The sequence below is a fragment of the Brevibacillus sp. SYP-B805 genome (assembly GCF_011059135.1).
Classification (GTDB): domain Bacteria; phylum Bacillota; class Bacilli; order Brevibacillales; family Brevibacillaceae; genus Brevibacillus_F.
Genome location: NZ_JAALGD010000004.1, coordinates 55187 through 70764, shown reverse-complemented (window position 1 = coordinate 70764; position 15578 = coordinate 55187). Strand labels below are relative to the sequence as shown.

Genomic DNA, 15578 nt, shown 5'->3' with positions numbered 1-15578 from the left:
TCGTTCATCGGACCGTCCGACGGTAAGGAGGGAGAGCGTGCATACTTCCTTTGTCCATCTCCACGTCCATACGGAATACAGCCTGCTTGACGGGGCGGCCCGCATCGACGCCCTGGTGAACAAGGCGGCGGCGCTCGGGATGCCCGCGCTTGCCATGACCGATCACGTCCATCTGTACGGGGCGATCCCCTTTTACAAAGCGTGCAAACAGGCGGGTATCAAGCCGATCATCGGGATGGAGGCATACATCATTGAGGGGGACCTGTCGGAACGTTCCCGGCAGGCGCCGCCGCCGTTCCACCTCACCCTGCTTGCCGAAAATGATGAGGGGTACCGCAATCTGCTGCGCTTGAGCTCGCTTGCCAATACGGAAGGGTATCACCTGCTCCCCCGCATCAACAAGGCTGCCCTAGAGCAGCATCACAAAGGGCTGATTGCCCTGAGCGGCTGTCTGAAAGGGGAAGTGCCGTCACTGCTGCTGGCCGGCGATGTCGCCGGGGCAAAGCGGGCCGCGCTCTGGTACCAGCGGGTGTTCGGCCAGGGTTCCTTCTTTCTGGAACTGCAGGATCACGGGTTGGAAAGGGAGCGGCGGCTGAACCAGCGGCTGCTGGGCCTGCATCAGGAGACAGGCATCCCGCTGGTAGCGACCAACAATGTCCACTATGTGGAAAAAGCGGATGCCAAGCTGCATGATGTGCTGCTGGCCATCGGCGAAGGGAAGACGCTCGAGGAAGAAGGACGCTTCCGCTACGAGACGGAGGAGTATTATCTGAAAAGCGCGGAGGAGATGGCGGGCTTGTTTGCCCATGTGCCGGCGGCGCTTGCCAATACCCTTGCCATCGCGGAGCGCTGCCAATGGGAGGTTTCGTTCGGGCAGCACATTCTCCCCCGTTTTCCCGTGGAGCCCGGGCAGGATCCGGTGCAGCTGTTGCGCAAGCTGTGTGAAGACGGCTGCCGGGAGCGCTACGGGGAACTGACCGAACCCGTCCGGAAGCGGCTTGACCACGAACTGGACATTATTACCAAGACCGGATTTACGGATTATTTTCTGATCGTGTGGGACTTCATGCGCTATGCCCACGAGCAGGGCATCCCGACGGGGCCGGGACGGGGCTCGGCCGCCGGCAGTCTGGTGGCGTACGCGCTGAAAATCACCAACGTGGACCCGCTCGCGTTCAATCTGCTGTTCGAGCGGTTTTTGAACCCGGAGCGGGTCACCATGCCGGATATCGATATCGATTTTTCCGTCGAACGGCGGGATGAAGTGATCCGCTATGTGGCCGACAAGTACGGCCGGGACCGTGTGGCGCAGATCATCACGTTCGGCACGCTGGCGGCACGCGCGGCCGTGCGCGATGTGGGGCGGGCGCTCGGCATCTCGCTCGGCCAGATCGACCGCGTCGCCAAGATGATCCCCCATTCGGTGGGCATGACGATCGAACGCGCCATGGAGCTGAATCCCGAGATCGGCAGGCTCTGTGCGGAAAACAAGCAGATTGCCCAGCTGATCGACATCGCCAGAGGGCTGGAGGGGCTGCCGCGCCATGCGTCCACCCATGCGGCCGGAGTGGTGATCTCCCGGGAGCCGCTGACCGAGTATGTGCCGCTGCAGGCGGGAAGCGAAGGGTTGGCGCTGACGCAGTACCCGATGGATGTGCTGGAAGAGGTGGGCCTCCTGAAAATGGACTTCCTCGGCCTGCGCAACCTGACGATTATCCAGGAAACCCTGCGTCATCTGAAGCGGCAGGGGATCGAGCTGTCGCTTGATCATTTGCCGCCGGCAGACGGGAAGACGTTTCGCATGCTGAGCCGCGGTGAGACGACGGGTGTCTTCCAGCTGGAGTCGGCCGGGATGCGCAACGTGCTGCGCGAGCTGAAGCCGAGCAGCCTGGAGGATATCATCGCCGTGCTGGCCCTCTACCGGCCGGGGCCGATGGAGATTATCCCGCAGTATATCCAGGCGAAGCACGGCGTCACCAAGGTGGTCTATCCCCATCCGGATCTGGAGCCCATCCTGCGCGAAACCTACGGCTTCATGATCTATCAGGAGCAGATCATGCAGATCTCCTCCAGGATGGCCGGCTTTTCGCTGGGGGAGGCGGATATTCTGCGCCGGGCCGTCGGCAAGAAAAAGCGGGAACTGCTGGCGGAGCAGCGGGCCAAATTCGTCGTCGGCAGCATCCGGCAGGGGTATGACGACAAGCTGGCCAACCACGTGTACGACCTGATCGTCCGCTTTGCCGATTACGGGTTCAACAAGGCCCATTCCGTCGCCTATGCGGTGATTGCCTACCAGATGGCTTATCTCAAAGCCAATTATCCGCTGGCGTTTATGGCGGCCCTGCTGTCGCTTTCCATCGGCAGCCAGGGCAAAATCGCGGAATATGTGGAAGAGGCGCGCCGCCTGCGGTTGACCGTGCTTCCCCCCGACGTGAACGAGAGCGAAGCGGCTTTCACGGTGAAAAACGGGGCGATCCGTTTCGGGCTGGCTGCCGTCAAAAATGTGGGCTACGGCGCCATCGACTGGATCGTGAAAGAGAGGGAGCGCGCCCCGTACCGCAATCTGCTCGATTTCTGCACCCGCATGGATACCCGGCTGGTCAACCGCAGGGTGATCGAATCCCTGATCCTGGCGGGGGCGCTCGACGGCCTGCCCGGCCACCGGGCGCAGAAGCTGGTGATGCTCGATGAGATCATGGGGAAAGCCAACGTCCGGCGCGAGGAGCGGGAGGGGGCGCAGCTGAACCTGTTCGCCCTGGAAAACACGCCTGTCGCCGATACCGCTCCGCTGGCGTATCCGGATGTCCCGCCGTTTTCCCGCATGCAGCAGCTGCGGGAAGAACGGGAGCTGCTCGGCGCCTACCTGTCCGGCCACCCGCTGGATCAGTATGCCTTCGCCCTCAACCGGCCGGAGATCAGGACGATCGCCAGCCTAGCCGATCTGGCCAAGGATCAGCCGGTCAAGGCGATCGGCATGATCGTGGAGCTGAAGCGCATCCAGACCAAAAAAGGCGACGCGATGGCGTTCCTGACCATCGAGGACAAGACGGCGCAGGTCGAGGTGGTCGTCTTCCCGCAGGCATACGCCCGGTACGCCGAACTGCTGGAAAAGGAGCGGCTCGTCGTCGTGGAAGGGCGGCTGGACACCCAGGACGAGACCGTCAAGCTGCTCGCCTCCCGCTTCTGGGATCTGGCCGCCCTGCCGAAGCCGGAGACGGAACCGGTGCTGTTCATCAAAATCTCGCCGCAGCAGGAGCGCGATTCGACGCTCACCGCGCTGCAGCAGCTCTTTGTCGAAAAAAGAGGTACGGTTCCCGTGGTGCTGTACTATGAGCGCAAAAAGCAGTCGCTGCGCCTGCCGGACAGCATCCGGGTGGAAGCGGACGAGCCGTTCTTGGAGCAAGTGCGAGCAATTGTGGGGCATGGCAGCGTAATTCAAAAAGAAATGCCGATAAACTGGGAAGGATGAGGAATGTCCTTCCATTTTTGTGTTTTTCGGCAGGTTTACAGTTAGGCGGGTTTTGCTATAATGAGAACATGATTCGTTAAGTGGTCAGACCACTTGGCAGCGGTTCAACACATGGGTGGGAATGGAGTGATCGAGTTGTCCAAATTACGGGAAGAAGCGCTGGAGTTGCACAAAAAAAATCAGGGGAAATTATCCGCGGTGGCAAAGGTGCCGCTGCGCAATGCGCATGACTTGAGCCTGGCGTACTCACCTGGGGTGGCTGAGCCGTGCAAGGAGATTTTCGATGATCCGGCGAAAGTGTACGATTACACGATGAAAGGGAATCTGGTCGCCGTGGTCAGCGACGGAACGGCGGTGCTCGGGCTGGGCAATATCGGTCCGGCTGCAGCCATGCCGGTCATGGAAGGGAAAGCCGTGCTGTTCAAGGCGTTTGCCGGTGTGGATGCCTTTCCGATCTGCCTGAACACCACGGATGTCGACAAGATCATCGAGACGGTGAAACTGCTGGAGCCGACGTTCGGCGGCGTCAATCTGGAAGATATCGCGGCTCCCGCTTGCTTTGAAGTGGAGGAGCGCCTGAAAAAGGAAACGAACATTCCGATCTTTCATGACGATCAGCACGGAACGGCCATCGTGACGGCCGCCGGTTTGATCAATGCCCTGCGCGTGGTAGACAAGAAGCTGGAAGATATTCGCGTGGTGACCAACGGTGCAGGCGCGGCCGGCATCGCCATCATCAAGCTGCTGCTGCGCATGGGCGTCAAAGACGTGATCATGTGCGATACCAAGGGAATTGTGTACGAAGGCCGTCCGTTTGGCATGAATCCCGTGAAGGAAGAGATGGCGAAGATCACCAACCGGGAGAAGCGGGAGGGAGGTCTGGCCGAGGCGATGAAAGGGGCGGACGTGTTTATCGGCGTTTCCGTGGCCGGTGCGGTTACTCCGGAGATGGTGGCTTCGATGAACCGCGATCCGATCATCTTTGCCATGGCCAACCCGGTTCCGGAGATCATGCCGGAGGAAGCGAAGCAGGCGGGTGCTGCCGTGGTGGGAACGGGACGCTCCGATTTCCCCAACCAGGTAAACAACGTGCTGGCCTTCCCGGGCATTTTCCGGGGAGCGCTGGATACCCGCGCGACCATCATCAACGAAGAAATGAAACTGGCCGCCGTTTACGCCATTGCCGATTTGATCACACCGGAAGAGCTGTCGGCCGACAAGGTGATTCCGGCGCCATTCGATCCCCGCGTAGCGCCCCATGTGGCTGCCGCCGTGGCGAAAGCTGCGATGGAAACAGGGGTGGCGCGCAAGATGGTCGATCCGGAAGAAGTGAAGGCGAAAACGTTCCGTTTGTCTGCGATCACGCCGCAGCAAGTCAACTAGCGTCCGTTCGGGAGGCCGATCTCCAAAAGGACGGCGCCAAAGAAATCATCGAAGGGAGAATGCGGTGTGCTTGATTCCGCCCAAGACCGCAAAGTGTACGAAGGCATTCTGCTGGAGATTCACGAGCTCGTGCAAAAGCGGAATTTGCGCCCCGGAGACAAATTGCCGTCGGAGCGTGAACTCTCGGAGCAGCTTGGCGCGGGCCGTTCCTCCGTCCGTGAAGCGCTGCGCGCGCTGGAACTGCTCGGCCTGATCGAGACCCGGCGCGGAGAGGGAACCTTCCTCAAGCATTACCGGCACAACCGCCTGATCGATATTCTCGGCTTTTTCCTGCTGCGTGATGCCAAGACCAAAAAAGATATCGTCGAGATGCGCAAAATTCTGGAGCTGGAAGCGGTGCGGCTGGCATGCAGGCGGGCTTCCAGCAAGCATTTTGAAGAGATGGAGCGCATCCTGTCGGCAGCGGCCGAACGCGTGGAGAAAGGGGAAGTCCCGACGGAAGAGGATTATCTGTTCCATCGGGTCATCTGCCGTTCCAGCCGCAATTCCATTCTGCACCGCATATGGGTGCCGCTGGTCGAATACAGCCAAAGCACCCGCAGCGAATCGCTGTCGAGAGAAGGCAGGGCGCGTAACGCCATCGAAGAGCACCGGCAGATCATGGAGGCCATTCGTTCCGGAGACGAGGAGACGGCCATAGCCCGGATGAGGGAGCACTTGGAGAACAGCAAGCTGTAAGATACGGCTGGTTTGCGGCGATCCGTAATGCTGTGATATGATGATGCAGGTTACATACTGTCACGGGGGTAGTAAGGAGGAAGAACGGCATGTGGACGGTCATCTACATCGCTCCTAGCGCCAAAATCGCCGAACGCATTCAGCAACGATTGACAGATGAAGGATTTCTTGTCAGAGTTCGTGAGGCAAAGGTTTCCAAACAATATGAAATCCTTGTTCCCGAGGGCGAAGTTCACGAAGTCCAAGAGGTATTAGGCACGATCCTTCACTGAACGAAATGTGAGGTGTTACTGTGCTCAAAGATCTTTTCGGCAAAAAGCGAAAGTTTGCCACCGTTCCGGCGGAGAATCTGGGACGCGCTCCGACAGTCGAACAGAAAGAAGTTCCGGAAGGACTTATGCATAAATGCTCCCAATGCAGCACTATCCATTATTCCAAGGATCTGGAAAAGAATCTGCGCGTCTGCAAGGGCTGCGGCCATCACTTTCCGATGTCTGCGCCGGAGCGGATTCAAACCATCCTGGACGATGGCATCCTGACCGAGGAATTTGACGCGGATCTGATCACGACCAATCCGCTGGAGTTTGCCGGTTATCTGGAAAAGCTGGAGCAGGACATGAAGGCAACCAACCTGCGCGAAGCGGTGATCACCGGGGAAGGCAAGCTGTACGGCAACCCGGTGGTGATCGGGGTGATGGATTCCCGGTTCCGGATGGGCAGCATGGGATCGGTGGTCGGGGAAAAAATCACCCGCGCCATCGAGCGAGCGATCGAACGGCAGCGCCCGTTTCTTCTTTTTTCCGCCTCGGGCGGAGCCCGCATGCAGGAGGGCGTGCTCAGCCTGATGCAGATGGCCAAGACGAGCGCCGCGCTCGCCCGGTTGGCCGAGGAACGCCTGCTGTTCATCTCGGTGCTGACCAACCCGACCACGGGCGGCGTATCCGCCAGCTTTGCGTCCCTCGGCGATTTCAATATCGCCGAACCGGGAGCGCTGATCGGCTTTGCCGGCCGACGCATCATCGAACAAACCATCCGGCAGGAGCTGCCGAAGGATTTCCAAACGGCGGAATTCCTGCTTAAGCACGGACAGCTGGACATGGTGGTGCATCGCAAGGATTTGCGCGATACCTTGGGCAAATTGGTGGAGATGCATCCGGTTCCGGTCCGGGAAGGGGTGTAGATATGGCGGGAGAGCTGCCTTTTGAAAAACCGCTGGTCGAGCTGCAGGACAAAATCAAGGAGCTGCGCCGCTTTACCGAAGAGAAGGGAATCGACTTTTCCGACGAGGTGAAACGGCTGGAGCAGAAAGCCAAAGACCTGGCGGAACAAATATACGGCCACCTGACACCGTGGCAGCGGGTGCAGATTGCCCGCCATCCGGAGCGGCCGACCACGTTGGATTACATTCAGCACATTTTTACCGATTTCATGGAGCTGCACGGCGATCGGCTGTTCGGAGACGATCAGGCGATTGTGGGCGGGATCGCCCGGCTGGACGGCCGGCCGGTGACAGTGATCGGCCATCAGAAAGGAAAAGACACCAAGGAGAACATCAGCCGCAACTTCGGCATGCCCCATCCGGAGGGGTACCGGAAGGCGCTGCGTTTGATGCAGCAGGCGGACAAGTTCGGCCGTCCCATCATCACCTTCATCAACACGCCCGGCGCCTATCCGGGCAAGGCGGCGGAAGAGCGCGGCCAAAGCGAAGCGATCGCCCGCAACCTGCGCGAGATGGCAGGCTTCGGCGTGCCGATCATCTGCGTCGTCATCGGGGAAGGCGGCAGCGGCGGCGCGCTGGCGATCGGCGTGGGGAACCGTATTTACATGCTGGAGAACTCCACCTATTCCGTCATCTCGCCGGAGGGAGCAGCCGCCCTGCTGTGGAAAGATGCCTCCCTGGCGATGCGGGCGGCGGAGACGATGAAAATCACCGCGCCGGACCTGCTGGCATTGGGGGTAATCGACGGCATTATCGAAGAGCCGTTCGGCGGAGCCCATCGCGACGTGGCCCGGCAGGCCCAGCTGGTAAAAGCCCAGCTGCTGGATGGACTGCAACAGCTGGCGGGAATGACGCGCGAGGAACTGATACAGGACCGATACAGCAAGTTTAAACAGATCGGCGCCTATGCCTCCCTGTAAGCACAGGGAGGTTTTCTTGTGGCGCTGTCCGAGGGAAGCGACTGTGATCAGATCAGGGGTTTTTCTGCTTTTTTCTTCGGCATAAATCTGCTACAATCGTCTCTGATGCAAAGTGTGCGAACATTTGGAAAAGAGTGTGGCACATTTGGCCGTTTAGTGTAACAGATATAGAAAGAAAACTATAACAGCATGGTGGAACACCGGTTTGTTACATACTGTTTGCGGTTCCAGCCATGCTAATGACGTGGAGAAGAATGGAGAGGTGAAGCAGGATGAAAAAAATTGCTGTCCTGACCAGCGGGGGCGACTCCCCTGGCATGAATGCCGCGGTGCGTGCCGCTGTGCGGAGGGCCTTCTATTTCGGCGTCCAAATCTACGGCGTGTACCACGGCTATAACGGGTTGATCCGGGGCGACATTCGGGAAATGACGCTGGGTTCGGTGGGAGACATCATTCACCGCGGCGGAACCATCCTGTATACGGCCCGCAGCGAAGAGTTCCGGACGGAAGAAGGCCAGCTGAAAGCGGTGGAGCAGCTGCGCCGCCATGAGATTGAAGGGCTGATCGTGATCGGCGGGGACGGTTCGTTTCGCGGCGCCCAGCAGCTGACCAAACGGGGCATTCCCACGATTGGCGTGCCTGGAACGATCGACAACGACATCCCGTGCACGGACTTTACCATCGGCTTTGACACAGCGCTGAACACCATTGTCGAAGCGATCGATAAAATCCGCGATACCGCCACTTCCCACGAACGCACCTACATCATCGAGGTGATGGGACGAGATGCGGGCGACCTGGCTCTGTGGGCGGGACTTGCCGCCGGAGCCGAATCGATTATCATTCCGGAAGCGGACCAGGATATGGATGACATCATCGAGCGTCTGCATGCCGGCCACCGCCGGGGCAAAAAGCATTCCATCATCATCGTGGCCGAAGGGGTGGGCAGCGCCACGTCCTACGCCGAACAGATCAAGGCGCGCACCGGTTGGGAGACGCGTGTGACCGTGCTCGGCCACATTCAGCGCGGCGGATCGCCGACGGCTTTCGACCGCATGCTGGCGAGCCGGATGGGCGCGGCGGCCGTGGACCTGCTGCTGGAAGGCAAGAAGGATCGCATGGTGGGAATCCAGAACAACCGGATTGTGGACATCGACTTTGATGAAGCGCTGGCGCAGAAGCACCAGCTCGACCTGTCCGTCTATCAGCTGGCCCGCACGCTATCGATCTAGTTGACGTATAAGAGTGATTTGTAAGGGGGACCTACGCTTGCTGAGAAAGGCAAAAATCATCTGTACCATCGGTCCGGCCAGCGAGTCGGTGGAAACGCTGGCCAAACTGATTCAGGCCGGCATGAACGTGGCCAGACTCAACTTTTCCCACGGCTCCCATGAAGAGCACGCCGCCCGGATCGCCAACATCCGGAAGGCTTGTGAGCTTACGGGCAAACAGGTGGGCATCCTGCTTGACACCAAAGGGCCGGAAATCCGTACCGGCACGCTGGCAACAGACGCCGTCGAATTGGTGGAGGGCAGGACGATTACCTTGACGACGGAAGAGGTGGCGGGGACGGCCGAACGCGTCTCCGTCACCTATCCCGATCTGCCGAACGACGTGGAGGTAGGCAGCACCATCCTGATCGACGACGGGTTGATCGGCCTGACCGTGGAAGCGGTCGAGGGCACGGAGATTCGCTGCCGCATCAAGAACGGAGGCACCCTGAAGAGCAAAAAAGGGGTAAACGTGCCCGGCGTCAAAATCAAGCTGCCGGGGATTACCGAGAAAGACGCCCAGGATATCGAATTCGGGATTGAGCAGGGCGTGGACTTCATCGCCGCCTCCTTTGTGCGGAAGGCATCCGATATCCTGGAGATTCGGGAGATCCTGGAGCGCCACAGCGCCAAGATCGACATCATCGCCAAGATTGAGAACCAGGAGGGCGTCGACAATGTGGACGAGATCCTGGCGGTCGCCGATGGCCTGATGGTGGCGCGCGGGGATCTGGGCGTGGAAATCCCGGCGGAGGAAGTGCCGCTGGTGCAGAAGAAGCTGATCAAGAAGTGCAACGAGCTGGGCAAACCGGTCATCACAGCGACCCAGATGCTCGACTCGATGCAGCGCAATCCAAGGCCGACGCGGGCGGAGGCAAGCGACGTGGCCAACGCGATCTTCGACGGCACCGATGCCATCATGCTCTCCGGGGAGACGGCCGCGGGCAAGTATCCGGTGGAATCGGTGGAGACGATGAACCGGATCGCGCTGCGCGCCGAGCGAGAGCTGAACTACCGCGAGATTTTTCGCGGCCATGCATTGGCCAAGCAGGTGACGATCACCGATGCGATCAGCCAGGCGGTGGCCAATGCGGCGCTTGATCTGGAGGCGGCGGCGGTGCTGACGCCAACGGAGAGCGGACATACCGCCCGCATGGTGTCCAAGTATCGTCCGAAAGCCCCGATCGTGGCGGTTACCCCGCATGAAGGGGTGGCGCGCAGGCTGACCATTGTCAACGGCGTTTATCCGCTCGTCAGCGCAGTCGCCCATACCACCGACGAAATGCTGGCTCTTTCCGTCAGCGAAGCGCTGAAATCGGGCATCGTCCGCCACGGCGATCTGGTGATCATTACCGCCGGTGTACCGGTGCGCGAGACGGGAACCACCAACCTGATGAAGATTCATGTCATCGGCGACATCATCGCCAAAGGGCAGGGCATCGGACGCAAGGTGGTGACGGGCAAGGTCGTGATCGCCCGTTCCGCCGCCGAAGCGCTGGAGAAGATGGAAGACGGCGCGGTGCTGGTAACCATCGGCACCGATTCCGACATGATCCATGCTTTTGAAAGAGCCGGCGCGGTCATTACCGAAGAGGGCGGGCTCACCTCCCATGCGGCGATAGTCGGCTTGAACCTGAATGTTCCGGTCATCGTCGGCGTCCCGCGCGCCACCGAGGTCTTGAAGGAAGGCAGCCTCGTCACGGTTGATTCCGGGCGGGGGCACATCTACACCGGGGTGGCACGGGTGCTGTAAGGAACGGGGGCTGCTTCCCAGGCAGAGTGAATCTGCCGGGAGCAGCCCCTTGTTTGTCAAAAATCAAAATTGTCCGGATCCGGACCGACCCGATGATGCTGGTTCAACCCATCAATCCGCGCCATCTCTTCCTCTGTCAGCGCAAAATCAAATACATCCGCATTTTCAACGATGCGGTGTTCCTTTGTGGATTTCGGAATCGTTACAACCCCATGCTGCAGATCCCAACGCAGAATCACCTGGGCAGCTGACTTGCGATACACCTGGTTCACCATGGGGATGATGTCTGCGTCTTTCATCAATTCTTCAAGATGATGAATGTGAAAATTGCTTACTCCGATGGCTTTCACTCGTCCTTCTTGATAAAGGGTTTCCAGCGCTCTCCACGCTTCCTTAAACTTGTCTTCCACCGGCCAGTGAATCAGGTATAAATCGAGATACTCCAGCCCCCATGTTTACCCCATTGTGCAGGGTTGTGGTATCTTGCAAATGTTTCGCCATTGCTTGTTTCTTCCATTTCATTTACATGGAAAGGTTGGTTTGAGATTTTTCGGTACGTGCTTCCCTTTTCTGATCTCTTCGCTCCAAAGCCATGCTCCAGCCTGTCAGGATCACGGCTCCCAGGACCATCAATGCGCCTGCCCAGGCCGTATGAATCAGGCCGATGGAGTCGGTGATCACCCCGCCGAGGTATGAGCCGAGGGCAATGCCGGCGTTAAACGCCGCAATATTGATGGCGGATGCCACATCGATCGCCCCCGGCACAAAACGTTCCGCCAGCATCACCACATAGAGCTGCAACCCCGGCACGTTCATGAACGCCAGCAACCCCATCAGAAAGATCGTGACCAGGGCGGCTGCTTTCCATGGCGCCGTGAACGTTAAGAGAAACAGCACCATCGCCTGCACGATAAACATGTAGAAAAGAGCCGCAATGGGATTGCGGTTGGCGACCTTGCCGCCGATGACGTTGCCGATCGCAATGGCAACGCCGTATACAAGCAGGATGGCAGCAACCGTTTTTGCCTGAAAACCGGTGATTTCCTGCAGCAGCGGCGACAAATACGTAAAGACGACGAATGTGCCGCCATACCCCAATGCTGTGATCAGAAACAGCAGCAATAAACGGCCGTTCGTAAGCAGTTTGTACTGGTCGCGGAATGTGGCGCGGGTTCCTTGGCGCAGATCGGATGGCACAAGGATGCTGTTGGCGATGAACGCAATGATGCCGACAGTCGCTATGGCGAGGAAGGAGGCTCTCCACCCCCACTGCTGCCCAAGAAATGTGCCAAGAGGGACACCGGTGACGATCGCTACGGTAAGTCCCGTAAACATGAAGGAAATCGCGCTGGCCCTGCGATGATCCGGGACGACATTGGCAGCGATGGTAGAGCCGATCGACATGAACACGCCGTGTGAAAGCGCGGAAATGACACGAGCCGCAAGCAGCACCGCGATACTTGTTGCACCTGCGGCGATGCTGTTGCCAATGATAAAAACGATCATAATCCACAGCAATAGGGATTTGCGCGACATGCCGGATGTCAGGGAAGTCAGGACAGGAGCCCCGAACGTTACGCCAAGCGCGTATAAGGAAACGGTTAATCCCGCTGTCGTGACGGGAACCTTCAAATCCTGCGAGATCAGGCCTAACAGCCCGACGCTGATAAATTCGGTCGTTCCGATGGCAAAGGCGCTTACAGCCAATGCGAGCAGCGCCAGCGTGCTTCGCTTTTGCTCCAGGGTCATGTTGGTCCTCCTTGCTCATTGGTTTCGGAATAGCTGCAGCGATCAGGTATGGTGATAACCGGCCGGCAGATGCTATTATGGGTGATACGAAACCAATCGAGAAGTACGCACTTTTTTGTGCTATAGGCACGAAAAAGTGCCATAGGTACGAAAAAGTTCCCATCATGCTGGCAGGAGGGACACCATGCAAAAAAGGAAGTACAATATTGCCGTTGAAGCAACGCTGGAAGTGATCGGGGGAAAATGGAAGTGCGTCATCCTTTGTCATCTGACGCGTGGCAAAAAGCGCACGAGCGAATTGAAACGCCTGATGCCCGGGATTACGCAGAAAATGTTGACACAGCAGCTGCGCGAGCTGGAGAATGACGGGATCATTCGTCGCATTACCTACAATCAGGTTCCGCCGAAAGTGGAATATGAACTGAGCGAATACGGATGGAGTCTGAAAAGCATCCTGGACTCGCTCTGCGCTTGGGGAGAACAGCATATTCTCAAAGTTTATGGAGATAAATATGCGGTATTGGAAGAGAGCATCCTGAATCAATAGATGCAGCAGGATGAGGTGGAAAGGTTGGGGGCCCCCGCCGACAACAGCATGATCAGGGGGGCCCACTCGCGCAGCGTTAGCTATCGCCAAGTGGATAGAGCGATAGCCATTGCCGATTGGGTGGAGCGTTCGATTAAGTCGGCGGGTTTATTTCAGCTCCGGCCGCGTGTGAGCCGGTTGCGATGCGGCCCCGGCCAGCCGCCGGCGCATCGCCTGCGCGGCCCGCACCATGTTGCGCAGCGAAGGAATGGTTTCTTCCGTCCCTCTTGTTTTCAAGCCGCAGTCGGGGTTGATCCAGAACAAGGAAGGATCGAGCACCTGCAGGCCGCGTTCGATCATGCTGCGGATCTCCTCCGTATCGGGAATGCGGGGGCTGTGGATGTCGTATACGCCCAGGCCGATCCCTTTGTCGTAGGTGCGGGCTTCAAAGGCGGCGATCAACTCGCCGTGGCTGCGCGAGGTTTCAATCGAAATCACGTCGGCATCCAATCGATGGATGGCGTCGAGAAAATCGTGAAATTCGCAATAGCACATGTGGGTATGGATTTGGGTCGTATCCCGGACCGAGGACGTGGTCAGGCGAAACGCATTGACGGCCCATTCGATATACGCATCCTGTGCCCGTTTTTTCAGGGGGAGTCCTTCGCGCAGAGCGGGTTCGTCGACCTGGATCAGTCTGATGCCGGCTTCCTCCAGGGCGGCGACCTCCTGTCTGAGGGCCAGGGCAATCTGGCAGGCCACTTCCTGGCGGGATAGATCGTCGCGCACAAACGACCAGTTCAAAATGGTTACGGGTCCGGTCAGCATGCCTTTGACGGGTTTGGATGTCAGCGACTGTGCGTACACCGATTCCTTGACCGTCATGGGCGCTTGGAAGACCACATCCCCGTAGATAATCGGCGGACGCACGCAGCGGGAGCCGTAAGACTGTACCCAACCGTTGCGCGTGAAGGCGAACCCGCCCAGCTTTTCGCCGAAAAATTCCACCATGTCCGTCCGCTCCAACTCGCCATGGACCAGCACATCCAGCCCGATCTCCTCCTGGATGGCGATCCAGGTCTTGATCTCCTGCCGGATAAAGGCGTCATACTGTTCCTGGCTCCATTCCCCGCTCCGCCATTTCTGTCTGGCCTGGCGCACCTCTGCGGTCTGCGGGAAGCTGCCGATGGTGGTCGTCGGCAACAGGGGCAACTTCAGCGCTTGCTGCTGTTTCACCCGCCGCTCCGCGAAGGGGGAAGAACGGTGCAGATCCTCCTCGCGCACGGCGGCAGCGGCTTGATGCACATCACGCTGGTTGCGCGCCGCCGACCGGGCCAGGCGGTCGAGCGCCTGCGACGCTTCGGCGAACAGCGCTTCCGCCCGCTTGCTGTCCTCCTGGCGATAGGCATCGGCCAGAAGCGCCAGCTCACCCAGCTTTTCATCGGCAAACGCAAGCGACCCGCGCACCTCCGGCGGCAGATGGGACTCCTGCCGCAAATTGACCGGGACGTGCAGGAGGCTGCAGGAGGGCTGCAGCCAGATCCGATCCGGCGGCACCATCGCTGCTGCTGTTTTCAGCAGTTCATGTTTCGCACGCAGATCGGCGCGCCAGACGTTCCGGCCGTCGATCAGGCCGAGGCCCAGCGTTTTGTCGGCGGGAAAGCCATGCGTGCGCAGCGCTCGCAGATTTTCTTCGCCGCCGTGGACGAAATCAAGGCCGATTCCCTGCACCGGCAAGGCGATCAGTTCTTCGTACCACTCCACCGCGTCGAAGTAGGTCTGCAGCATGATGTTCAGCTGGGGAGCCGCATCGTGGAGCTGTCTGTACAGATAGGAGACCGTCGCCATCTCGTCTCTGTCCAGAGAGGTGACCAGAATCGGTTCGTCCATCTGCACCCATTCCACCCCTTCTGCGGCCAGTTCCTGCAAAATGCGCGCATAGAGCGGGACAAGCTGCAGGAGAAAGGCGGGCAACTGCTTGGGATGGTACCCCTTGCACAGCTTGACGAAGGTATAAGGACCGACCATGACCGGCTTCCCCTGAATGCCCAGCTTTTCCTTGGCTTCCCGGTAGGCGAGGAGCGGTTTGTTCTCCGTCACCTGCAGCGGTTCTCCCGTGTATTCCGGGACGATGTAGTGGTAGTTGGTGTTGAACCATTTGGTCATCTCGCAGGCCACGGCGTTGTTGTTCCCCCGTGCCATGGCGAAGTAGGTGGCAAGCGGCACGGGGCCGCCTTCATACCCGAACCGCTGGGGAATCATGCCGAACATGACGGCCATGTCCAGCATATGGTCATACAGCGTAAAATCACCGACGGGAATCCGGTCGATGCCGATCGCCTGCTGTTTGCGCAGATGGCGAAGCCGGAGTTCTGCCAGTTCCTTCAACAAGGTTTCCTCATCCGTGCGACCGGCCCAGTATGCTTCCAGCGCCTTTTTCCACTCGCGATGTTCGCCGATGCGCGGATATCCCAGATTGCTGGTTTGGATTGTTGCCATGCTTAACCCCTCCCCGTATGAATCGGCCAAACGCAAAAAGGCATCTCCCCT

11 protein-coding genes and 1 pseudogene are annotated in these 15578 nt (G+C 59.0%); 9 read left to right on the top strand and 3 right to left on the bottom strand.

Going from position 1 to position 15578, the window contains the following annotated elements:
* Nucleotides 1-37: 37 nt before the first annotated feature.
* From G3578_RS06685 to pyk, 8 genes are all read left to right on the top strand, one after another.
* Nucleotides 38-3469: a DNA polymerase III subunit alpha gene (locus tag G3578_RS06685; protein WP_165210427.1), complete on the top strand. Its 3432-nt coding sequence runs from the start codon at nt 38-40 to the stop codon at nt 3467-3469.
* 135 nt (nt 3470-3604) lie between these two features.
* Complete coding sequence (gene ystJ / locus G3578_RS06680) at nt 3605-4852, top strand: NADP-dependent malic enzyme (RefSeq protein ID WP_165210991.1); 1248 nt, start codon at nt 3605-3607, stop codon at nt 4850-4852.
* A 66-nt stretch (nt 4853-4918) separates the two neighbouring features.
* A complete protein-coding gene (locus G3578_RS06675) occupies nt 4919-5590 on the top strand; it encodes an FCD domain-containing protein (RefSeq protein ID WP_165210424.1) in 672 nt (223 codons plus the stop codon).
* A gap of 89 nt (nt 5591-5679) precedes the next feature.
* The gene (locus tag G3578_RS06670) at nt 5680-5862 is read left to right on the top strand and encodes a glutamate decarboxylase (RefSeq protein WP_165210421.1); all 183 of its coding nucleotides are present in this window, start codon (nt 5680-5682) and stop codon (nt 5860-5862) included.
* Nucleotides 5863-5882: 20 nt separating this feature from the next.
* Nucleotides 5883-6770: an acetyl-CoA carboxylase, carboxyltransferase subunit beta gene (gene accD / locus G3578_RS06665; protein WP_165210418.1), complete on the top strand. Its 888-nt coding sequence runs from the start codon at nt 5883-5885 to the stop codon at nt 6768-6770.
* Between the two features lie 2 nt (nt 6771-6772).
* Nucleotides 6773-7729, top strand: a complete 957-nt coding sequence (gene accA / locus G3578_RS06660; protein WP_165210415.1) for an acetyl-CoA carboxylase carboxyl transferase subunit alpha — start codon at nt 6773-6775, stop codon at nt 7727-7729.
* 272 nt (nt 7730-8001) lie between these two features.
* The gene (gene pfkA, locus G3578_RS06655) at nt 8002-8961 is read left to right on the top strand and encodes a 6-phosphofructokinase (protein ID WP_165210412.1); all 960 of its coding nucleotides are present in this window, start codon (nt 8002-8004) and stop codon (nt 8959-8961) included.
* A gap of 37 nt (nt 8962-8998) precedes the next feature.
* The gene (gene pyk, locus G3578_RS06650) at nt 8999-10753 is read left to right on the top strand and encodes a pyruvate kinase (protein ID WP_165210409.1); all 1755 of its coding nucleotides are present in this window, start codon (nt 8999-9001) and stop codon (nt 10751-10753) included.
* A 56-nt stretch (nt 10754-10809) separates the two neighbouring features.
* Here the strand turns inward: pyk and G3578_RS06645 are convergent.
* Both G3578_RS06645 and G3578_RS06640 read right to left on the bottom strand, forming a co-directional pair.
* A pseudogene (locus G3578_RS06645) lies at nt 10810-11202 on the bottom strand (aldo/keto reductase); the annotation flags it as partial.
* 73 nt (nt 11203-11275) lie between these two features.
* A complete protein-coding gene (locus tag G3578_RS06640; protein WP_165210406.1) occupies nt 11276-12502 on the bottom strand; it encodes an MFS transporter in 1227 nt (408 codons plus the stop codon).
* Between the two features lie 184 nt (nt 12503-12686).
* Here G3578_RS06640 and G3578_RS06635 point away from each other — a divergent pair, with 184 nt between their 5' ends.
* Entirely contained in the window at nt 12687-13049 is a 363-nt protein-coding gene (locus G3578_RS06635; protein ID WP_165210403.1) for a winged helix-turn-helix transcriptional regulator, read from the top strand.
* A gap of 147 nt (nt 13050-13196) precedes the next feature.
* Here G3578_RS06635 and metE read toward each other — a convergent pair whose 3' ends face one another.
* A complete protein-coding gene (metE, locus tag G3578_RS06630) occupies nt 13197-15527 on the bottom strand; it encodes a 5-methyltetrahydropteroyltriglutamate--homocysteine S-methyltransferase (RefSeq protein ID WP_206529539.1) in 2331 nt (776 codons plus the stop codon).
* Between the last annotated feature and the right edge of the window lie 51 nt (nt 15528-15578).